The following is a 20,698-nucleotide window of genomic DNA, read 5'->3' on the forward strand; positions in this document are numbered from 1 at the left end:
ACAAACAATCATCAGAAAAGAAACCCGCGAACATTTGGAAAACGGGTTATGTTACTTGTCTATATGACAAATGTCATATACACGAACTGACGTTTATGACTACAGCGCCTAGAGCGTTCTCCTTATACTGAGATTAGATCAACATGTACGCCTAACAGGATCAAGGTATAGGCGTCATCTTTAAGGAGGATCATAATGAGTATGACACAACTCCCATTAGCCCAATTGAAAAAAAATATGGCTCCCTACGAGAAAATAAACACGAAATCCAGCGTTCTGCAACTTATCAATACCTTGGGTCCACTGATCCTATTGTGGTATGCTGCTTATCTTAGCCTGTCGGTTTCGTACTGGCTGACGCTTCCCATTGCCATTGTTGCATCGGGGTTTGTGGTACGGACGTTTATTATTTTTCATGATTGTGGTCATCAATCCTTCTTCAAAAGCCGCAAGCTGAACGACATTGTGGGAACGATTACAGGTATTATTACGCTCTGCCCTTATCACCAATGGAAAAATAGTCACGCGATCCACCATGCAACCAGCAGTAATCTGGATAAAAGAGGCACAGGTGACATGTGGGTGCTTACGGTAGAAGAGTACACAGAGGCTTCCACATGGACACGGTTGGCCTATCGCATATACCGAAATCCTTGGGTTATGTTCGGACTAGGTCCGATCTATACTTTTTTGATTTCCTATCGCTTTAATATCAAGACAGCCAAACGCAAGGAAAAAATGAACACTCATGTGACGAATATATCCATCGTTGCATTGTATGCACTGTTGTGCTGGGCTATTGGATGGCAGGCCTTCCTTCTCGTACAGGCACCTATCTTTTTTGTATCCGGTATGTTGGGAATCTGGCTATTCTATGTACAACACCAATTTGAGGATTCTTATTTCGAGCACGATGAAGAGTGGAGTTATATTAATGCAGCCGTAGAAGGCAGTTCTTACTACAAGCTTCCTAAAGTATTGCAATGGATTACGGGCAATATCGGATTTCATCACGTTCATCACCTGAGTCCCAAAGTTCCAAATTATAATTTGGAAAAAGCACATGAAGCGACACCGTTACTTCAAAAGGCGACCACGATCACAGTGAGTAGCAGTCTGCAATCGTTGAAGTTCCGACTTTGGGATGAAAATACGAAAACCTTTTTGACCTTTAAACAAGTGAAGCCGCTCCTCAGCAAACGTGTTGCAGTTACGAAACCCATGCCTACACCTGTTGTAGGCACAGAAAGAAAATAACGTTGAACAAAACCTGGTATGATAAGATAAGGAATATAAGTCATGTGAAGTAGAAGAGGGTGGGCAGGATGCAAAAATGGTATCAGATCTTCCAAAGAAATACAGGGCTTAGCCCTTATGTTTGGGTCGTCTTTTATATCCTGCCCTTTTACTACTTTAGCTCTTCATCTACAGGTCATATTATTTTGGGTACTGCTATTATTTTGGTATTCTTTGCATGTTATGTACTGGCTTTTGTCTCAAAAGGCTGGCTCATATACTTTTGGACCAGTGTACAGATTGCCATATCGATTACCATGACACTGCTGTTCAGCTATATGTACTTTTCCATATTTATCGCCTATTTGATCGGTAATATTAAAAGTAAGGCTGCATTTACGACGCTGTATATTATTTTAATGGTTATTACGATTGGATTGATCAATTATGGTTTTGTTTCTCAGAATCCCGTTTTTATTAAACAGATTCCTTTTATCCTGCTCAATCTGATCGGTGTGATTCTCCTTCCGATTACGAATTTTAATCGCAACAAAAGCGATCGGCTCCAAGTTCAATTGGAGGATGCCAATAAGAAAATATCGGAATTGATTAAGCTGGAGGAACGGCAAAGAATTGCGCGTGACCTGCACGATACCTTAGGTCAGAAGTTGTCACTCATTGGGCTGAAGAGCGATTTGGCGGGCAAACTGATGGATCAGTACCCGGAGCGGGCGCATGTCGAAATTAACGATGTTCGTCTCACGGCAAGAAGCGCGTTAAAAGAGGTACGGGAAATGGTTACTCAAATGCGCGGTATGCGACTAGAGGATGAGCTACTACGTATTCGGCAGATTTTAAAGGCTGCTCACATTGAATTAACTCTAGAGGGCGACCCGAAGCTGGAGCATACATCATTAATGAATGAAAATGTTCTTAGCATGTGTATGAAGGAAGCCGTAACCAATGTAGTGAAACACAGTGGAGCTACCGCTTGCTCCATCACGATTGAGCCGTCTCGTAAGGAATTGACTCTTCGGATTCAGGATAATGGAGTCGGTATTACGAGAGAAAATGGAACCCTTCGTGGAAACGGCCTGCAAGGTATGAAGGAAAGGCTCGAATTCGTGAACGGATGTATGGAGCTGCGTTCAGATCAGGGAACGACCTTGGTCATTAAAGTGCCCAATATCCCTGAAAAGCCGAACGAGGAGGTGGGGCCATGATTCGAATTGTCATTGCAGAAGACCAGCGTATGCTGCTGGGTGCTCTAGCTTCTCTGCTAGACTTGGAAGAGGACATGAAAGTAGTCGGAAAAGCAAGCAACGGGGAAGAAGCTATAGAACTGGTGAAGCTGCATCAACCGGATATATGCATTATGGACATCGAAATGCCAATAAAGAGCGGATTGGATGCGGCTGAAGAACTCAAAGGCTTGAACTGCAAGATGCTGATTTTAACTACGTTTGCCCGCCCTGGGTATTTTGAACGAGCGATCAAGGCGGGGACACACGGTTATCTACTCAAGGACAGTCCCAGTGAAGAGCTGGCTTCCTCCATTCGCAGTATTATGGCAGGTCGGCGTATCTATGCTCCGGAACTGGTCGATGATGCTTATGCCGAAGTCAACCCGCTAACAGAGCGTGAAAAGACCGTCTTGGCGCTCATCGCTGACGGAAAGAACACAAAAGAGATTGCTGGTGAACTGTATTTAACGACAGGGACGGTGCGCAATTATATTTCAGTCATTCTCGATAAGTTGGGTGTCAGTAACCGGATCGAAGCGATTACACGTTTTAATGAAAAAGGTTGGTTTAAATGAGAAACAGAGACGCTATGAAGCAAAATATAGCGCTCTGTTTTTTTGTTTTATCCATAGATTTGGTATGCCTTTAGCGTACTACCTTGTGATACAATAGGATAGTTGTCCACAGGATGGACTGGAGTACAAGGAGGAGCAGAACCGCATGAAACAAGCCCCATTTATAGCCGTTGAAGGGCCCATCGGAGCAGGCAAAACGACGTTAGCTTCGATGCTTTCAACCGAGCTACATTGGCCGATAATCAAAGAGATTGTCGAGGAGAACCCATTTCTCGATAAATTTTATCAGAATATAGATGAGTGGAGTTTCCAGTTGGAAATGTTCTTCCTCTGCAATCGGTATAAGCAGTTGGAGGATACTGGTCTGCAATATATCGAGAAAGCTCAGCCTGTTATTTCTGATTATCATATCTACAAGAATTTGATTTTTGCTGAACGTACGCTTAAGGGTGTGAAGCTCGAAAAATATCGTCAAATCTATCATTTGCTCACAGATGATATGCCTAAGCCGGACATTATCATTTATATCAAAGCAGATTTGGATACCTTGCTGGGGAGAATTCGCAAGCGTGCACGCTCTTTTGAACAGGAGATGGACCCTGCCTATCTGGAGCAATTGATCATAGATTATGATAAAGGCATGCAGTTTCTCGCTGAACAGTCCCCTTCCCCTCGTATATTGACCGTGAACGGGAATGAAATTGATTTTGTAGAAAATCAGGCACAATTTAAACAAATTGTTTCCGATGTAAAGGAGCTTATATAGTGAATAATTACAACATTCCTGCAAATGCCTTGATTACGGTAGCGGGCACAGTGGGTGTAGGTAAATCCACGTTGACCGGTGCTTTGGCCGGACGCCTTGGTTTTAAAACCTCTTTGGAGCAGGTCGATCATAATCCCTATCTGGAGAAATTTTATCACGATTTCGAAAGATGGAGCTTTCATTTGCAAATTTATTTTCTCGCGGAACGCTTCAAGGAACAAAAGAATATTTTCCTGTCTGGTGGAGGCTTTGTGCAGGATCGTTCTATTTATGAGGATACAGGCATTTTTGCGAAAATGCATGCCGATCAGGGAACGATGAATCCTACCGATTATGAAACGTATACTAGCCTGTTTGAGGCGATGGTGATGACACCGTTTTTCCCTCACCCTGATGTGCTGATCTATCTGGAAGGCAGTTTGCCCTCCATTCTGAGTCGGATTGAGGAGCGCGGTCGCGAGATGGAGATCCAGACCGAGCGTTCTTATTGGGAGCAAATGCATCGCAGATATTCCAATTGGATCAACGAATTTGATGCCTGTCCTGTACTGCGTCTGAACATTGATGAGTATGATGTACATGACCCTGCTTCCATGGATGCTATTTTGGAAGAAGTAGGAAAAGTAATATCAAAAAAATAGAGATATAACCCCAAATAACTGACAGGGACTGTGGTACAATCAGTATAAATTAAGCTGATAGACCGCAGTCTTTTTTTGTCGAATAAACATGTTGAAGCACGAGATATGGCTAACGGTATAGTGGACAAGTTTAGGCTGGAATGCGAGAATAGGTACATATGAATTGTAATGACTCACGGGAAGGATGGGATACTGTGATGCGTTTTGGTATTGTTGGAACCAACTGGATAACAGAGAGGTTTATTCAAGCTGCGATGGAGACGGACGAATTTTCCCTGACGGCGGTATACTCACGCACAGAGGATAAGGGCAAAGCTTTTGCTGACAAATATAACAGCCAGCCGGAGGTTTTTACAGACCTGGCGCAAATGGCCGCAAGTGACCAGGTCGATGCCGTATATATTGCCAGCCCCAATTCCTTACATGCGGAGCAGGCGATCTTATGTATGAATCACGGAAAGCACGTGTTGTGTGAGAAACCTTTTGCGTCTAATGCAGCAGAGGTGAAGAGTATGATCGAAGCCGCGCGCAACAACGATGTTCTGCTGATGGAGGCCGTTAAATCCACACTTATGCCTAACTTTAAAATAATAAAGGATCATATGTATAAAATAGGCCGGGTTCGGCGTTATTTTGCAAGCTACTGTCAATACTCCTCCCGCTTTGATGCTTTTAAGCAAGGTAAGGTATTGAATGCGTTTAACCCGGCCTTTTCCAATGGTTCCCTGATGGACCTTGGCGTGTATTGTTTGTATCCTATGGTGACTTTGTTCGGCAAACCTGAGGAGGTTCGGGCGGTTGGTGTGCTTTTATCCTCTGGTGTCGATGGCGAGGGCAGTATCGTGATGAAGTATCCTGATATGGATGCTATCGTCATGTATTCCAAAATTACAGATTCCTATCTGCCTGCTGAAATTCAGGGTGAGAATGGAACGATGGTGATCGACAAAATCAGTCAGCCCTATGAGGTGAAAATTCATTATCGGGACGGCACGATTGAGGATCTGACCAAAGCTCAGACGCGTGAGCCCATGTATTATGAAATTCAGGAATTTATAGATCTGATCAAGATTGGTGAACGCAACAGTTCCATTAACTCTTTGGAGTGTTCACTTACAGTCGCTGAAGTGATGGAGGAGGCAAGACAACAATTCGGCCTTCGTTATGAAGCAGATTTGAAAAATACTTCTGCACATTAGTCAGTGGAATGATCGAAATTGCAATGCACAAAGGGCTGCCGATTTTGCAAACTTTGCAAATATACGGTTAGCCTTATTTGGCTTTGTAGCCCTAAAAGGGTAAAGCAGTTATCCTTCTCCTCAATCGCTAGGTCACTTAACACCTCGTTTTTACAAATTACTATATTTCCTAAAACAACGTATTAACATTTGATTGATATGATCATATTTATAACTTTTACATATTAACTACACAGAGGAGTGTACACATGTTTAAGAAGTTTCAAAAATGGTCAGCAACATCTATGTCTGTTGCTCTTGCACTAGGTTTGATTACGGGCATGTCAGCCTTGCCTGTCCATGCTGAGTCATCAGGGAATACAGATCATGGTATTAGTAAAGTTACAGCTACATTTTATGGAGACACAAAAGGTTCCAAAGGATTTACCTGGTATACTTCAAAACTTTCCACGAAGAGCACTGTTCAAGTAATCAAGAAAACGGCTTCTGAAGCTGATTTTACGAGTGCTCTTACATTTGAAGGGACTTCTTCTCCATCGACCAATTCTCCAGAAGAGCTTGTCCATAAAGCTGTAGCTACAGGTCTTCAAGCGGACACAGCTTATTATTATCGTGTGGGTGATGCAGCGCGCGGGATATGGAGCGAAACAGGTACGTTTCAAACGGCTCCTAAGAGCGGCGAATTTACCTTCATTGATTTAGCTGATACACAAGCGAAAAGCGAAGATGAAGCCATATTGTCTTCACAGACGCTCGAAAAAGCACTTCAAACTGTAGGTAATGCTCAGTTTGTAGTCCACAACGGAGATATCGTAGACACCGGTACCAAAGAAGAGCAGTGGGACTGGTTGTTGGGACATTCACAAAAAAGTCTTTTGAATACAACCATTGTTCCTTCAGCAGGTAATCATGAGGATGAGAACTACGCTTTTTATGATCACTTTAATATTAATCAACCAGCTGGTTCTGCTACTAAAACAGGAGCGTACTACTCCTTTGATTACAGCTATGCTCACTTTATCGTACTGAACTCCAATGAGGACTCAGAGAAATATGCCAATTTTTCTGAAGATCAAGTTGAATGGTTAAAGAAAGATGCTGCGGCAGCCAAAAGGGCAGGTGCAAAGTGGATCATTGTTAACATTCACAAAGGTCCCTACACTACCTCTAACCATGCAACAGATTCTGACATCATGGATAACAATGGAGTTCGTAACCAAATCGCTCCACTCATGGACAAACTTGATATCGACTTTGTCGTGCAGGGGCACGATCATATTTATGCTCGGACGAAACCAATCAACCAAGAGGGTAAAGCAACAACGTCAACCAAATTAAAAGATACATTAAATGATAAGACGATTGAATATAGTGTGAATCCGGATGGAAGTATCTATGTCATCCCAGCAACTGCTGGCCCCAAAGTCTACTACAAGAACCCGAGTGAAAAACTTGGAGATAAGTACTATAATCTCTTTGAACTAGCTGAAGAGAATCATGCGGCAGTATATGGCCCGGATCCGAGTGACAATCGTAGACCTGTACGAGGACAGGTACAGAATTTTGTTGGCATCACCGTAGACGAAAATAAACTTACAGCCGTAACGTACGAAATTGATCAAAACAAAAATGATGCCAAACCTTTTATTGTGGATCAATTCGGAATCATCAAAAAATATTAGTAAAATTGATTAATGGTTTCTAAATAATCATAAAAGGATATCCTACAGTCTGGTCGGCTGCATGGATATCCTTTTTCATTTTCTTATAGGGACTTTCTTATAGAGACGTCTGATGTTGTGCTTGTAATACTTACGCCCTGTTCGGAAGCGGGTAAACCGTACATAATGCTATTAAGAGATCCAAAGTTCAAAAGCAGTCAATTTTACATATAGAAATTTTCTTGCAAAATATGGAGGGATAAAACGATGGTTTATCAAGAAATCAATGGAGTACGCGTATGGGGATCACCTGACCCGGGGGCACTATCTCAAGCCCGCACATGTGCCGAAAATGGTAATGTGATTCAGGCGCTACTGATGGCAGATCATCATAAAGGCTACAGCCAGCCGATTGGCGGTGTGATGGTGTATGACGGACAAATTTCACCTTCAGGTGTCGGGTATGATATCGGCTGCGGGAATAAGGCGGTAAGAACCAAGCTGTTTGCCGCAGATATTATGCCACGTATTTCAGCCGTGATGGATGAGATTGCACGTCATATTTCGTTTGGCGTAGGTCGTGTGAATGCAATTCAGGTAGACCATGAGCTGTTCGATGACCCGGATTGGGCAGTATATGCGGCGATTGGGAAACAAGAGCATGACAAACTGAAGTCCTTGGCGAGGGAACAGCTGGGTACAGTAGGGAGTGGTAATCACTTTGTTGATGTGTTCGTGGAGGAAGCGACAGGACAGGTCTGGATTGCCAATCATTTCGGCAGCCGGGGCTTTGGACACAAAACAGCAAGTGGGTTTCTAAACTTGGCCGCAGGACGAGAGTTTCTCGGAAAGGCGCCGGGAGAACATATGGATCAGCCACCTGTGTTGCTAGATATAAACAGTGAGTTGGGGGACATGTACTACCGTGCGATGCGCCTTGCCGGACGCTATGCGTATGCGGGACGTGACTATGTGATAGAACAAGTGCTTGGTATTATGGGGACCGAAGCGGATTTTACGGTGCATAACCACCATAATTACGCGTGGAAGGAACAGCATGATGGACGCGACACCATTGTAGTCCGCAAAGGCGCAACCCCCTCGGCCCCTGGCCAAATGGGCTTTATTGGAGGAAGCATGGGCGATATCTCGGTGATTGTGCGTGGGAAAGATTCGGTAGAAAATCGGGATTCCTACTATAGTACAGTCCATGGCGCAGGTCGTATTATGAGTCGTACCCAGGCAGCCGGTAAAATGAATTGGAAAACCCGCACACGGAGTGGTGGACAAATCACGGATGTACAGATGAAGGAGGCTGTTCGGAACTACGGTGTCGAGCTGCGCGGAGCAGGTACAGACGAAAGTCCGTTCGTCTACCGCAAACTGCGCGAGGTACTGGACGCTCATTCCGAGACCGTGGAAGTTATGCATGTGCTGAAGCCAATCGGGGTATGCATGGCTGGGGCCAATGAGTTTGACCCGTATAAGGATTAATGAAAAGAGAAGGAAGAACGGGGCTGTACCCATAAAAAAGACGATGCCCGGCAGAAGTGTTCATTCGCCGAGCATCGTATTTAAAGTACATATATGCGTATATAATAGAAGGAACTCATGGCTTGATGTGCTTGTTGAGCAGCTCTAAATCTTACAGTTGATCAGCAAAAAGCTGTTCTTTAATATAAGCGACTGGCATCTCTTGGCCTGTCCACAGTTCGAAGGCTAATGCGCCCTGCCACAGCATCATGCCCAGACCGTTAATGGCGGTTGCACCTACGGATTCAGCTTGTTCCATCAGCTTGGATTTAGCTGGGCTGTATACTACATCGGTTACAATCAGATCGGAACGAAGCATGGACACATCCTCAATTACACTTTTGCCTTCCAGCGGTTTCATACCCACACCTGTACCATTAGCGAAAATATGACTTGTAAGAATCTCTTCACGCAGCTTCTCCTGATTCTCTAATGCATAGATATTCGCCTTGACTTGGGCATGTTTCATCTCTTCATTAATCATACGGACATTTTCTTCCGCCCGGGCAAAGAACTGGTCATTACGAGCGAAAATTGAAATTTCAGCGAGACCAGCTCGAGCGGCTTCAATAGCAATCGGCGTTGCAGCACCGCCTGAGCCGACGAGTGTCATTTTCTTACCTTTCAGATCAATGCCGTTCTCCTGCAAGTTACGAACATAACCTGATCCATCTGTACTGTAGCCTTTCAGCTTACCATCCGTATTCACGACAGTGTTGACGGCACCTGTAAATTTAGCGCTGTCGTCTAGCTCGTCAAGATACTGGAGTATAGCTGTTTTGTTAGGCATGGACACGTTATAACCGCGTATGTTCAGAGCGCGCATCCCCCGTACGACCTCTTCAAGCTGTTCATTGCCTACTTCAAAGGCCATATACGCGTTATTTAGGCCCAGCTTTTCAAACGCAAGATTATGCATAGCCGGGGACAAAGAGTGTCCGATCGGTGTAGCTAGCAGTCCGATTAATTGTGTTCTTCCGTCAATACGTCCAGCATTTTTCATGATATAAGCCTCCAAGTAACGTGTGTAGTTTAATGAAACACTTTTTTATATCGATAAGCAACAAACACGGCCAGCAAAATACTGACTACAGCAATCGCAATATCCAGAATGAATACGGAGGTAATTCCCAGACTTTTGGACATGCTCCCGGTAGCCAAAGGCATCAGGATGAACGATAGGCTGGCTGCTATGTTTACGAGAGAAGTCGTAGTTCCTTTGTTCTTGCGGAAAAATTCCGTCATTACCGTAAGGGCAATTTGGAATATGCCTGCGGTAGACAAGCCGATTAAGAATGAACTGATCAAGGTAGCGACAGGATTGTGCCATACAATTAAAGCCAGCAAAGAAAGTAGGGCAATAAGCGGATACACAATCATGACGGTAATGGGCTTAATGAATCTACCAAGTACCATAGCCAACAAAATAACGGAAACTAATGAACCTATACTATAGTAGCTCAGCAGCTTAATGGCGCTGGCTTTGTCCATGCCAAGAGCCTCTTGTCCAAAGGTAGGAAGCCATAGCTGCACGATCATGAACAATACAGTTGAAGTAAAACCGATAATAATCAGAGACAAACCTTCTTGCCAAAACTTAGGCTCGCTGTGGAACGAATCCGTTGATTGTCCAGTCTCGGCTGGAGCCTTTTGTTCCTCGGCTTTGTGGTTGGGGAAAGCGGTCATTGACAAGAAAATCCCGTTCAGCAGATAAATTCCTGCTGGAATAAAGAAGGAATATCCATAGAACATATCGTGATTAATAAAAAATGCAATCATGAAAGGAATAACAATGGCACCGATCGAGATGGATGCTTTGACTAGGACGGTTGCAGACCCGGCTTTTTTTCCGAACCCTTCAATGAGTGCGGGATAAGTCCCCGCATCCATCATCGAGTTGCAGAGCCCTGCGATAATGGCAAACACGAATGCCAAGGTGTAGTTAGGTGCAAGCGGAATACCGATTAGGAAGATTAAATAAGCAAATGATGCAATAACAATCAGTGGTTTCCTTCCGTATTTATCTGACATTTTTCCGGCTACTCCGAGAGCGAGCAGTTTACCGATTCCAATCGCTGACACCAGATAGCCGATGGCTGCTTTATCCGTGTTCAATTGCACGGTCAGAAAGCTCATATTCGACGAGAGAATAACATTAATCATACCCAGAAGAAAATAGTTGATATAAAGCCCTGTTGCCATTCTGATATAAGGATTTTTCATAAGTGTAACTCCCAACATAAATTTTAGATCAATGGCCTAGGTAGGCATCGTCCAGGTGTATTAAAGTACGCCCACAAACAAGTGAAAATATTCACATAATGTCTATGTCTTAATTATATAAGGGGTGATATTATAAATCCAATGCATATTTTTATCGTTTTTCATAGTTTGGGTCTATAATTTAAAATATGAATTAAAGAAGGGAATTACATAATTATGAACCTGAAGCACTTACAATATTTTCGTGTACTTGCGGAGATGGAGCATTTTACTCAGGCAGCTATGCGGCTTTGTATCACTCAACCCAGTTTAAGTCATGCGATTTCAGAATTAGAAAAGGATTTGGGCGTTCATCTGTTTGAGAAGCAGGGGAGAAATATTCGGTTAAACAAATACGGACGATTTTTTCTGAAGTATGTGGAGCACGCGATGGATGAATTGGAAAAGGGGGAGCATAACTTACGGGAATTAGTGAGTCCAAGTCATGGTAATATAGATTTGGCGTTCATTTACACACTAGGTTCACACTTCATTCCAGCAATAATCCAAGCCTTTTCAGCTCTGGATGCCCGTAAAGACATTTCCTTTTCGTTTCACCAAGGGAATACGAACGATATTATTCAAGGCCTGAAGCAGGAACACTATGACGTGGCGTTCTGCTCTCACGTGGAAAATGAACCGGATGTGGAGTTTATTCCGTTGGCTCAGCAGGAACTGGTGGTCATTGTTTCGCCTGATCATCCACTGGCTTCTCTGGACCAAATTGATCTCAAGGATACAGCAGATTACCCGGTGATCTTCTTCAACAAAAAGAGTGGGGTTCGGCCCATTATTGAGAATTTGTTTGCCAAGGCGGGCGTTACGCCACAGATTATTTGCGAGATTGAAGAAGATACGGCAATGGCAGGACTGGTGTCTATCAATTACGGGATCGGAGTTATGCCCCGCATTTCATCGTTAGATTATTTTAACGTCAAAACATTGCCTATTATTAATCCAGAATACGAGCGTTTTATCTACCTAGCCAGCATTAAAAATAGATATTTATCCCCGGCAGTAGTAGAGTTTCGGAACTTTGCCCTAAGTTACGGCAAGGAGTTTTATCTGAAAACGCATCAGCGTGTCTAAGCCGGAGTCTCGCAATATTTAAACTTGATAAATTTTAAATTGTGTTCTATACTTCATCATCGACACAAGCAATGTGAAATGATTCACGTTTTGATACTACAAGACTTACTTACAAAAGCAGGTGAATTCATGATGAAACGTACTTCTTTTCCAGTGGCGACAGGACTTTATGTAAACTATCTTTTGTTCGGCATGTTTAATATTATGCTGGCATCGCACATGTCCTTTTTAACAGAGCATTTGCATACAGATCAGGCGGGCATCAGTCTCTTGGTTTCTGCGATGGGATTTGGCAGGTTGTTTACCCTGTACATATCCGGGGTGCTCTCCGACCGTTATGGTCGTAAGCCGTTTATTGTGGCAGCCGGGCTACTGATGGCTGTATTCTTGGTCGGTATACCGCTGAGTTCCAGCTTTGAGATGGCGATCGTACTGGCTGTGCTGGCAGGCGTAGCGAATTCTTTTCTTGATTCAGGTACTTATCCAGCGCTGATCGAAGCTTTCCCCCAATCCTCTGGTTCGGCTACAGTATTGGTGAGAGGTTTTATATCCGTTGGGGCGGCATTTTTACCGCTAATGATTATCTTTTTTATGAATCACGATATTTTCTACGGGTTCTCTTTCTTTTTACCTGCCCTCATATTTGCTTTGAATGCAATGTACTTGTTCAAAATGAAGTTCCCAGACATGCGCGTGCAGCCCGCCAAGGGGCAAAGTGGCGGTAATTCTGTATCAAGCCTAGCGGGAAAATTGGAGGCAAATGACCGGAGTAAGCCGCGGTTTTGGCAGGAAGGGCTATGCCTTATCTTGCTCGGATTTACGGGACCTACCTTGCTTTATATTGTGCAGTTATGGTTGCCTACTTTTGGACAACAGTTTATCGGTATGACCGAATCAGAGTCTCTCAGATTATTAGTTTATTACAATATGGGTTCGCTGGTTTCCGTGTTTGTATTGGTCATTGTGTTAAGAAAATGGGTTAAACCAGTTCACATTATTCTTATTTATCCATGTATTTCCCTGTTGGCTTTTGGAGCGCTTCTCCTTTTCAAGTCAGGGGCTGCGTCCATTATTTGTGCGAGTGTTATCGGGTTTTCAATATCAGGTGTACTTCAGCTGACATTAACCGTAATGAGTGAATTTTTTAGTCAACGAAAAGGACAGATTACCGGGTTTGTTTATACAGCAACCTCGCTTTCATACACGATCATTCCTGTGTTTACAGGCTTTCTGTTGAAACATTCTCAGATATCGAGTGTTTTTATGCTAGCTATTATTGTGAATGTGCTAGGGATCGTACTGGCGGTGTTTGTTAATTTTCGGTACAATTTAGTTTTTCCAGCAAGTCGCAAATTGTCGCCTAAAATTGCACTTGAACCCAAATAACGACGACTGGATCATATCATCTGCATGCTTATTCAGAATGCGTTATACTATGAATTATTGTACATGTTCGACTTGAAACTGTAATTTGGGAGTGAGAAAGAGATGGCTAAAATCGTAAAGGTGAAAGATGTCCTGATTGGTGAAGGAGCGCCAAAAATTTGTGTGCCCATGGTGGGAGAAACGTTGGAGCAGTTGAAGGAAGAAGCTACTTATTTACGTACGCTCGACCTGGATATCGTGGAGTGGAGAGTCGATTTTTTCGAACATGTGGAGGATCTGGAAAAGGTAAAGGCTGCCTTACATGAAATTCGGTCTATTTTAGCCAATATTCCACTCGTATTTACGTTCCGTAGCGCTCGGGAAGGCGGAGAAAAGGAAATCAGTGCGGCGAGTTATGTGGAATTGAATCGTACAATAGCCGCAACGGGGCAAGTCGAACTTATTGATGTAGAGCTTTTTAATGAGGAGGCTGATGTGAAGACGCTGGTAGAAGCAGCACATAAGCATAACGTGTATGTGATTATATCTAATCATGACTTTCATAAGACGCCGTCGAAGGAGGAGATTGTTTCCCGATTATGCAAGGCGCAGGAATTGGGAGGCGATCTGCCTAAGATAGCAGTGATGCCGACCAATACAGCCGATGTGCTCACTTTGCTGGATGCCACGCGTACTATGGCAGAAGAGCATGCAGATCGGCCGATTATTACGATGTCGATGGCGGGGAAAGGTGTCGTGAGCCGCCTGACCGGAGAACTGTTTGGTTCGGCTTTGACCTTTGGTGCCGCTAAGAAAGCTTCCGCACCGGGGCAGATTCCTGTCACTGAACTGAGAGAGATATTGACGGTGCTGCATAGCCATTCTTAAAAGATGGATGGCATACTCGCCAGTTAGTAATTAGTAATATATCCACAATGAATTAAAAAGGAAGGCCCCCATGCGGTAAGCATGCTGGAGCCCTCCTTTTTGGTGTAACTCTTAATTCAATCCCCGAGTAGGTTCATATAACTCCCAACCTAGATTCAGCGTTTGAATAATATAGTCTGCGACTTCTTCCGCATCCAACTGATCTGTATCGATCTTGGAGTGATTCACCGCGTAGATGTCCTGTCTGGAACGGAATAAATCCTCAATTTCCCCTAAAGTCTTGTTTTGTAGATTAGGACGGGTGTCAATCAGCATCTTGAGCCGATCTTTCCAGGAATCCCAATTTAAATCCAAGAAGAAAACAATCGATGAAGCCAAACAAGCTTGCTTCACCTCTTCCTGTAAAAATGCACCACCGCCAACGGAAATGATTTTAAGGCGTGTGTTGCTGCACAGCTTCAAAATATGCTCTTTTTCAATCTCACGGAAACGCTTCTCTCCATAAGTCTTGAAAATCTCTGTTGTTGGCATGTTGTATTCTTGTTCAATCTCCTGGTCAATATCCACGAAATCGCGATACAGCTTGCGCGCTAGATGGGAACCGATCGTTGTTTTGCCTACACCCATAAAGCCGATGAGCACAATATTTTGTTCTTTTAATGGAATCTCACTATTGTTTTGCACGATAACCACTCTTTTCTCACCAGTAATGTTGAGATGTAACGCTTCAAAGCACTAAATACATTATACGTTCATCAACCGTGTCATTCAATAGTATAGAGCACATCAGCAATGAGGTATACGATAAAAGAGACTCTGAATACCAATTAAGTGATAAACAGCAGGCAAACGAAACAAGGTATTTAAGTATTGTTTAATGCGTAAATTGAAGAAAAACAAACTTGCACAAGTATAAAAGAGTCAATTTTGTGTACTTAATTGAAAAAAAGGACATATTTTGGCGGAAAATATATTGAAATTACTGGAAATAGGATTATAATAGAATTATACAAATTGTAAATGTAATCGCTCTATTTACAATTTGTTCTTTATATTTTTTATAAAACGAAATTACTTTGAACCAAAAACCAAGTATACATATGCAAATAGTTGAATGATGCTTTATAGACGTGTATCGGTCATTGGGTTCATTGTGCGAAGGTGGTGATACGGTCTACACGTTCTAGTCAACGAAGAGTTGGAACAATGAAAAATATCTACGAGAGGGATGAATTGACATGAAAACAAACACAGCTAACGTATTGAAAAAGGGAATCAGTATCGCTTTATCAGGAATGTTGGTCGCCTTATTTGTCGGCAATTATTCTGCACATGCAGCTCCAGAAGTCGTCCATAAGACTATACTTGTTAAAGCAGGAGAAGTTTACGATGGTAAAGGCAAGACTGTAGTGGCTGATCCCGATACCTTGGGAGACGGAAGCCAGAAAGAGGCTCAGAAGCCTATCTTTAAGCTTGAAAATAATGCAACACTGAAAAATGTGATCATCGCTGCCCCTGCTGCGGATGGGGTGCATGTATATGGCAACGGCACAATCTCCAACGTAACGTGGGAGGATGTCGGTGAAGATGCGTTGACGCTTAAAGAACCAGGTACGGTAAACATTACGGGCGGTGGAGCGTTCCACGCATATGATAAAGTGTTCCAAATTAATGCCGAAGGCACGATTAACATTAAAAACTTTAGAGCCGATGATATCGGTAAGCTGGTTCGCCAACTTGGGGGCTCTACATTTAGAGTGAATATGACTTTGGATAACTCGGATATTTCCAACGTGAAGGATTCGATCCTGAGATCGGACGGTCCTAACAGCAAAGCTAAAATTACGAATACTCGTTATCATAATGTAAAACAATTGTTCAAAGGTTTTAAATCCAGTAATACGAGCGAGTCCGGCAATACTCAATATTAATTGGTATAGAATAGAGTAAGGATAGGAGTGCGGATGTGATAAGGGGCTGCCCAACAGGTCGTATGATCTGCTTGGACAAGCCCCTTTTTGGGTGCAATGAGTTACCCCTAGATGATCTGGGCTTCGTTCGGAACGAGGACTGTGATATGATCGTGCTATTACATTTTATACAAAAAAGTTGGGTAGCTATGAATCCTCTTTATCAATATGTGAATGTTGACGGCACTTTGAATGATACGCTGGTGCAGAATCGTGAAATTTTATATACAGGTACGAATGGTCGACATGTGGAACGTTTTTACGTGTCTTCCTCTGAAAGTTATATATTCAAACCGCTAACCAATGATGATCAGAAGGGGCGGGAGAGATGGGTGTATGAGCATGTGCTTCCTGCGTTATCACCGATCTATCCCCGATTGCTAGCCTGGTCTGATGCAGGTGTGGATGGCGGAGAAGAATGGATGGTTTTTGAGGATCTTGGTCCGTTACATCATCTACACGCAGACGAAACTTTATTGCGAGCTGTTAGACTTGTTGCATGGTGGCATGCTTTGCCGACGGATCGTTTTGCTGGGATACCGCTGCGGGGACCAAAGCCACTCATTCAGGAGATGGTTTCCGAGCTATACACGCGCAAGCCGGATGTGTTACAGCTTTGCAGCTCACTAGGATTATCTAAGCAACAGATGCAGCGTATGTATGTACAGCTGGAGCATGTATCTTTTTCACAGCAGCTTGTACTGTCTCATGGTGATCTTCATCCGGGGAACTATGCGCTGAGCGGGGAACGGCTTATGGTGCTGGATTGGGAGCATACTCATCTGAACACACCGCTGTGGGATGTATATCACCTGATCGACATGTCCCATCCGTTGTTTCCCCGACGCATGACGTCCGAATTGCGTATTCGTATACTGGACACCTACGTGGAGCAGCTGGAGCTGTTGGGGATAAGAGTGGATCGAACGGCTTTTATGCTGGAATATGGCATGTTTGCTGTGGTATTTTCGCTCTGGATGCTGTTGTTAATCACAAGTGATTTGCAAAGGATTGGAACGCACCTGCATAGAAACGGCGACAAATGGTCAAAAGAGCAATTAGAGTCCCAGTTGGACGAAACGTTAGCCTGTTTGAACCAGTGTGCTGCGATGATGGATTGGGGACAAGCCCAGCGATGTAGATAGTAGCTTAAGACATAGACTGTATTTAGTTAGCCAAAGAAGGTAGGGAATATATCCATGAAAAAAGTTGGTTTGGTCATGAGAAAAATACAATTTGCTGAAGCACAGGGTCCGCGTATTTTCGCAGAACGTCTGAAGCAAATCGGGTTGGAATTGGGGGTGAACATCGTATTTGTATCACCGGAGCGCCATGTGAGCAGTCATGACTGGCTTCCGGGTTATGAACACGAAAAAGGCGACCTGGTCAATTATGACGTCGTACTGGACCAACTCCATGAGCAGCAGATTGAGCACGTTATTTATACGGTATCTGGCTTTACCTATTTGAACATGTTTTTTAAAAACAGCGTGCTTTTTCCGCATAGTTTTCCTGATCCGGCACTGACAGGCTATGAAATGATGAAGCCTTTTTATCAGATCGTGGACAAGGCTATCGTACAGACTGCCTTTCTCAAGCAGGAGATGGCTTCGAAGTTTGGCGTAACCGATGTGACAGTCATCCCGATCGGATTTAATGAGCGGCTGGTGGAAAAGCATTTTGATCCCTCGCAAGTGGTAGAGAACCGGGTGATGTGGATTGGTAGAGATGAGGAGAACCGACGTCCGGATTTGGTACTGGAGTATGCGAGGCATAATCCTGACAAGGATGTCTATATGGTATTTGGCGGTGAACGCTACAAGGAAAGTATGAAGAAATATGATATCCCGGACAATGTTAAACTTCAATTTGCGTTGACGCAAGATGAGGTGTTTGCGCTGATGAACACGGCGAAGGTGTACTGGAGCTGCTCCAAATTTGATACGTTCGCCATGCCGCTGACCGAAGCGCTCGCTATGGGTAAAATCGTGGTTAAGCCAGAGCATCCTTGCTATGGACATATCAGCTCTACGCATTCTTTTTCAGGGAATGAGAAAAACTGGTTTGAGCTGGTCAATATGGCTGCCGCCTCACCCCGTCGGGTTTCTACAGAAAATCAGGCATACGCCATGGAACAGTTTTCAAGTCAGGTGATGAAGCAGGGATACCGAGACTTTTTTGATCATTGGTTAAGCTGAGCAGCGAGGCATAATACTGTGGTTGCAACTCGCGTTTGGGTATCCAGAGTGAAATAAAAATAACCCGCAAGGGGGTCACTTTTTTTCAAAAATTCCATCTTGCGGGTTACGGTTCATCATTGACTTATCGTTTGGACTTTACTGGAACCGGGGTTCCTTTTTTAAAGCGAACCGGTCTTCTCGGAATTCTGTTAATGCCGGAGTCCTCCGATTTGGAAGGTAATGCTCTACGAGTTTTCTTTGTTGACAGTAAGCTTTGATTGGTTCTGCTGAACTCAACAGTGTAATTGTCTACAGATGAATCAATGGCAAGTCGGCGCATCCCCACTCGTCTGGATGATCCACTGCTATCGTTCCAACACCAATGAAAATCATGGTCAGTACTTCTCGGAAGCCGTGTGCGGTACGTACCACGCCACCTATTGGAGTGATTCTCAGCATAATAATAGAATGTGGTTCCCCCTACAGACCCGCTCCATACTTCTCTCGTATCACCAGGCTCTAGCCGATACCAGCCCATTTTAGAATAATTCATGGGATGACAGTCGGAATCAGGATAAGCATAGGCAGCATAGATGGTGTTACTCGTGTTGTTTGTAAAAAAAAGGCTCATCATGCACACTTCTTTCCTCATAAATTGGTATTACAATGTCATACTATGAGGAATGTAGAAGAAGAGAGTGGACAATATCTCTCAATCTATGAAAAATGAACCATTCGTTTACGTCCAACTTGCTAAACGATTCTATGATTGTATCTCCGCTATCGCTTCAGTATGAGCTGTCTTGCGATCCACAATGTAGCTAACTACCATGAGTAGCAGACCGCCGACAGTAATTAGCGATGCAACCCATGGAATAGCGGCTAGCCCCATTTGATTAATAACAACTCCCCCGATAAAAGCGCCGCCTGCGTTGCCCAGATTCAATGCGGAATGGCTGGAGGTAGAGGCAAGCAAAGGAGCCTCATAGGCCAGATTCATGATGCGAACCTGAATACCCGGCATGATGCCGAACGCAGCAATGCCCCAGATAAAGACTGTAATAACCGCCAGTACCTTGTTTTGAAGCGTAAACGTCAGAATGGCCAAAATAATAGCCAGTACAGCATAGTTTGCGATCAGGGATGGCAGCAGTTTCCAATCCGCAAGCTTGCCGCCAACGATGTTGCCGATCGTTACCCCTAGGCCAAACAGGACGAGAATCCAGGTAATGCTATGCTCGGCAAAGCCACTAATATCCGTAAGCAAAGGCGTAATGTACGTAAAGACAGTGAACAGACTGCCACAACCGACTGCACCTGTGAGCAACATCAGCAGCACTTTTGGATTAAACAGGCTTCGGACTTCTTGTTTGAGACTGGAAGGCTTGTCCTGATGAATCACCGGAATATAACGAATGATACCAAACAGAGAAATCAAGCCGATGACCACAATGGCTCCAAAGGAAGCACGCCAGCCGAGTTGTTGTCCGATAAAGGTACCAAAGGGTACGCCTATAATGTTCGCCACGGTCAAACCGGTCAGCACCATGGAAATAGCACCCGCGCGTTTGTCAGGACGAACCAGTCGGGCAGCGATCAGGGAACCAGCTCCCAAAAAGGTTCCGTGCGATAATGCAGTAGCCATACGGGCCGCAATCAGAAACTCGTAATTGGGAGCAATGACGGAAAAAAGATTGCCTAAAATGAATATGATCATTAGCAGACATAGCAGCTTTTTCTGTGGTACCTTATGGGTTAATACGGTAAGCACAGGTGCACCAATAGCCACACCAAGTGCGTAACTGGTAATTAACTGCCCGGCTTGCGGAATTGTAACATGAAGATCATGGGCTACATTGGGCAGTAGTCCCATAATGACGAATTCGGTCATGCCAATGGCGAAGGCACCAAGGGTCAACCATAGCAAGGAGGGAGGGAAGCGGTTTGCTGTCATATTTTCTTGAGTACTCATAAGTGTCTTGTATCCTCCTGAAAAAATAGTAATGCGAGTATATCACTACAGGCGATATCTGGCGACCCATTTTGCAAGAATTTTACATACTAAGTTGATAAGTTTTATGTAATTTAC

General features: G+C 43.8%; 19 protein-coding genes. 14 read left to right on the top strand and 5 right to left on the bottom strand.

The genetic code is table 11. The features are described 5' to 3' along the window. The first annotated feature begins 195 nt into the window (after positions 1-195). From MKY98_RS04715 to MKY98_RS04750, 8 genes are all read left to right on the top strand, one after another. Positions 196-1,257 (top strand): fatty acid desaturase, encoded by a 1,062-nt coding sequence (locus MKY98_RS04715; protein ID WP_029517625.1) that lies wholly within the window; start codon positions 196-198, stop codon positions 1,255-1,257. A gap of 68 nt (positions 1,258-1,325) precedes the next feature. Then, the gene (locus MKY98_RS04720; RefSeq protein ID WP_029517624.1) at positions 1,326-2,459 is read left to right on the top strand and encodes a sensor histidine kinase; all 1,134 of its coding nucleotides are present in this window, start codon (positions 1,326-1,328) and stop codon (positions 2,457-2,459) included. Further along, positions 2,456-3,055 (top strand): response regulator transcription factor, encoded by a 600-nt coding sequence (locus MKY98_RS04725; RefSeq protein WP_029517623.1) that lies wholly within the window; start codon positions 2,456-2,458, stop codon positions 3,053-3,055. Before MKY98_RS04720 ends, MKY98_RS04725 begins: the two co-directional genes overlap by 4 nt. 145 nt (positions 3,056-3,200) lie before the next feature. Beyond that, positions 3,201-3,821 (top strand): deoxynucleoside kinase, encoded by a 621-nt coding sequence (locus tag MKY98_RS04730; RefSeq protein ID WP_029517622.1) that lies wholly within the window; start codon positions 3,201-3,203, stop codon positions 3,819-3,821. Continuing rightward, entirely contained in the window at positions 3,821-4,462 is a 642-nt protein-coding gene (locus tag MKY98_RS04735) for a deoxynucleoside kinase (protein WP_013308920.1), read from the top strand. Before MKY98_RS04730 ends, MKY98_RS04735 begins: the two co-directional genes overlap by 1 nt. A gap of 197 nt (positions 4,463-4,659) precedes the next feature. Beyond that, positions 4,660-5,661, top strand: coding sequence for a Gfo/Idh/MocA family protein (locus MKY98_RS04740; protein WP_029517621.1), 1,002 nt, complete (start codon positions 4,660-4,662; stop codon positions 5,659-5,661). Positions 5,662-5,909: 248 nt separating this feature from the next. Continuing rightward, positions 5,910-7,343 (top strand): purple acid phosphatase family protein, encoded by a 1,434-nt coding sequence (locus MKY98_RS04745; RefSeq protein ID WP_069012905.1) that lies wholly within the window; start codon positions 5,910-5,912, stop codon positions 7,341-7,343. Positions 7,344-7,589: 246 nt separating this feature from the next. After that, positions 7,590-8,816, top strand: a complete 1,227-nt coding sequence (locus tag MKY98_RS04750; RefSeq protein WP_069012906.1) for an RtcB family protein — start codon at positions 7,590-7,592, stop codon at positions 8,814-8,816. A gap of 151 nt (positions 8,817-8,967) precedes the next feature. On the opposite strand, the gene MKY98_RS04755 is transcribed toward MKY98_RS04750, so the two are convergent. Next, positions 8,968-9,858 carry a shikimate dehydrogenase gene (locus MKY98_RS04755; protein ID WP_029517618.1) on the bottom strand — a complete coding sequence of 297 codons (891 nt, stop codon included), beginning with the start codon at positions 9,856-9,858 and terminating at the stop codon, positions 8,968-8,970. A gap of 29 nt (positions 9,859-9,887) precedes the next feature. Next, positions 9,888-11,078, bottom strand: coding sequence for an MFS transporter (locus MKY98_RS04760; RefSeq protein WP_029517617.1), 1,191 nt, complete (start codon positions 11,076-11,078; stop codon positions 9,888-9,890). A gap of 216 nt (positions 11,079-11,294) precedes the next feature. Between MKY98_RS04760 and MKY98_RS04765 the strand changes: the two genes are divergently transcribed. From MKY98_RS04765 to aroD, 3 genes are all read left to right on the top strand, one after another. Then, complete coding sequence (locus MKY98_RS04765; protein ID WP_069012907.1) at positions 11,295-12,206, top strand: LysR family transcriptional regulator; 912 nt, start codon at positions 11,295-11,297, stop codon at positions 12,204-12,206. 129 nt (positions 12,207-12,335) lie between these two features. Continuing rightward, complete coding sequence (locus tag MKY98_RS04770) at positions 12,336-13,592, top strand: MFS transporter (RefSeq protein WP_081317627.1); 1,257 nt, start codon at positions 12,336-12,338, stop codon at positions 13,590-13,592. Positions 13,593-13,694: 102 nt separating this feature from the next. Further along, positions 13,695-14,459, top strand: a complete 765-nt coding sequence (aroD, locus tag MKY98_RS04775) for a type I 3-dehydroquinate dehydratase (RefSeq protein WP_069012909.1) — start codon at positions 13,695-13,697, stop codon at positions 14,457-14,459. A 111-nt stretch (positions 14,460-14,570) separates the two neighbouring features. Here the strand turns inward: aroD and MKY98_RS04780 are convergent, their stop codons facing one another. Beyond that, positions 14,571-15,143: a shikimate kinase gene (locus MKY98_RS04780; protein ID WP_029517614.1), complete on the bottom strand. Its 573-nt coding sequence runs from the start codon at positions 15,141-15,143 to the stop codon at positions 14,571-14,573. Positions 15,144-15,697: 554 nt separating this feature from the next. Here MKY98_RS04780 and MKY98_RS04785 point away from each other — a divergent pair. The 3 genes from MKY98_RS04785 to MKY98_RS04795 all read left to right on the top strand — a co-directional run bounded on the left by MKY98_RS04785 (position 15,698) and on the right by MKY98_RS04795 (position 18,627). Next, on the top strand, positions 15,698-16,390 hold the full coding sequence (locus tag MKY98_RS04785; protein WP_029517613.1) for a pectate lyase: 693 nt from the start codon (positions 15,698-15,700) through the stop codon (positions 16,388-16,390). A gap of 146 nt (positions 16,391-16,536) precedes the next feature. Beyond that, complete coding sequence (locus MKY98_RS04790) at positions 16,537-17,574, top strand: aminoglycoside phosphotransferase family protein (RefSeq protein ID WP_029517612.1); 1,038 nt, start codon at positions 16,537-16,539, stop codon at positions 17,572-17,574. Positions 17,575-17,628: 54 nt separating this feature from the next. Then, positions 17,629-18,627 carry a glycosyltransferase gene (locus tag MKY98_RS04795; RefSeq protein ID WP_069012910.1) on the top strand — a complete coding sequence of 333 codons (999 nt, stop codon included), beginning with the start codon at positions 17,629-17,631 and terminating at the stop codon, positions 18,625-18,627. 124 nt (positions 18,628-18,751) lie between these two features. On the opposite strand, the gene MKY98_RS04800 is transcribed toward MKY98_RS04795, so the two are convergent. Next, complete coding sequence (locus MKY98_RS04800; RefSeq protein ID WP_165149987.1) at positions 18,752-19,243, bottom strand: DUF1036 domain-containing protein; 492 nt, start codon at positions 19,241-19,243, stop codon at positions 18,752-18,754. A gap of 129 nt (positions 19,244-19,372) precedes the next feature. Then, positions 19,373-20,581 (bottom strand): MFS transporter, encoded by a 1,209-nt coding sequence (locus tag MKY98_RS04805; RefSeq protein ID WP_029517609.1) that lies wholly within the window; start codon positions 20,579-20,581, stop codon positions 19,373-19,375. Positions 20,582-20,698 lie beyond the last annotated feature (117 nt).

It is taken from the genome of Paenibacillus sp. FSL M8-0228 (assembly GCF_038007385.1).
Lineage (GTDB): Bacteria > Bacillota > Bacilli > Paenibacillales > Paenibacillaceae > Paenibacillus > Paenibacillus polymyxa_D.

Coding starts and splice junctions, on each gene's coding strand:
- MKY98_RS04715 (WP_029517625.1), top strand. CDS start 196: ATGAGTATGACACAACTCCCATTAGCCCAATTGAAAAAAAATATGGCT.
- MKY98_RS04720 (WP_029517624.1), top strand. CDS start 1,326: ATGCAAAAATGGTATCAGATCTTCCAAAGAAATACAGGGCTTAGCCCT.
- MKY98_RS04725 (WP_029517623.1), top strand. CDS start 2,456: ATGATTCGAATTGTCATTGCAGAAGACCAGCGTATGCTGCTGGGTGCT.
- MKY98_RS04730 (WP_029517622.1), top strand. CDS start 3,201: ATGAAACAAGCCCCATTTATAGCCGTTGAAGGGCCCATCGGAGCAGGC.
- MKY98_RS04740 (WP_029517621.1), top strand. CDS start 4,660: ATGCGTTTTGGTATTGTTGGAACCAACTGGATAACAGAGAGGTTTATT.
- MKY98_RS04745 (WP_069012905.1), top strand. CDS start 5,910: ATGTTTAAGAAGTTTCAAAAATGGTCAGCAACATCTATGTCTGTTGCT.
- MKY98_RS04750 (WP_069012906.1), top strand. CDS start 7,590: ATGGTTTATCAAGAAATCAATGGAGTACGCGTATGGGGATCACCTGAC.
- MKY98_RS04755 (WP_029517618.1), bottom strand. CDS start 9,858: ATGAAAAATGCTGGACGTATTGACGGAAGAACACAATTAATCGGACTG.
- MKY98_RS04760 (WP_029517617.1), bottom strand. CDS start 11,078: ATGAAAAATCCTTATATCAGAATGGCAACAGGGCTTTATATCAACTAT.
- MKY98_RS04765 (WP_069012907.1), top strand. CDS start 11,295: ATGAACCTGAAGCACTTACAATATTTTCGTGTACTTGCGGAGATGGAG.
- MKY98_RS04770 (WP_081317627.1), top strand. CDS start 12,336: ATGATGAAACGTACTTCTTTTCCAGTGGCGACAGGACTTTATGTAAAC.
- aroD (WP_069012909.1), top strand. CDS start 13,695: ATGGCTAAAATCGTAAAGGTGAAAGATGTCCTGATTGGTGAAGGAGCG.
- MKY98_RS04785 (WP_029517613.1), top strand. CDS start 15,698: ATGAAAACAAACACAGCTAACGTATTGAAAAAGGGAATCAGTATCGCT.
- MKY98_RS04790 (WP_029517612.1), top strand. CDS start 16,537: ATGATCGTGCTATTACATTTTATACAAAAAAGTTGGGTAGCTATGAAT.
- MKY98_RS04795 (WP_069012910.1), top strand. CDS start 17,629: ATGAAAAAAGTTGGTTTGGTCATGAGAAAAATACAATTTGCTGAAGCA.
- MKY98_RS04800 (WP_165149987.1), bottom strand. CDS start 19,243: ATGATGAGCCTTTTTTTTACAAACAACACGAGTAACACCATCTATGCT.
- MKY98_RS04805 (WP_029517609.1), bottom strand. CDS start 20,581: ATGAGTACTCAAGAAAATATGACAGCAAACCGCTTCCCTCCCTCCTTG.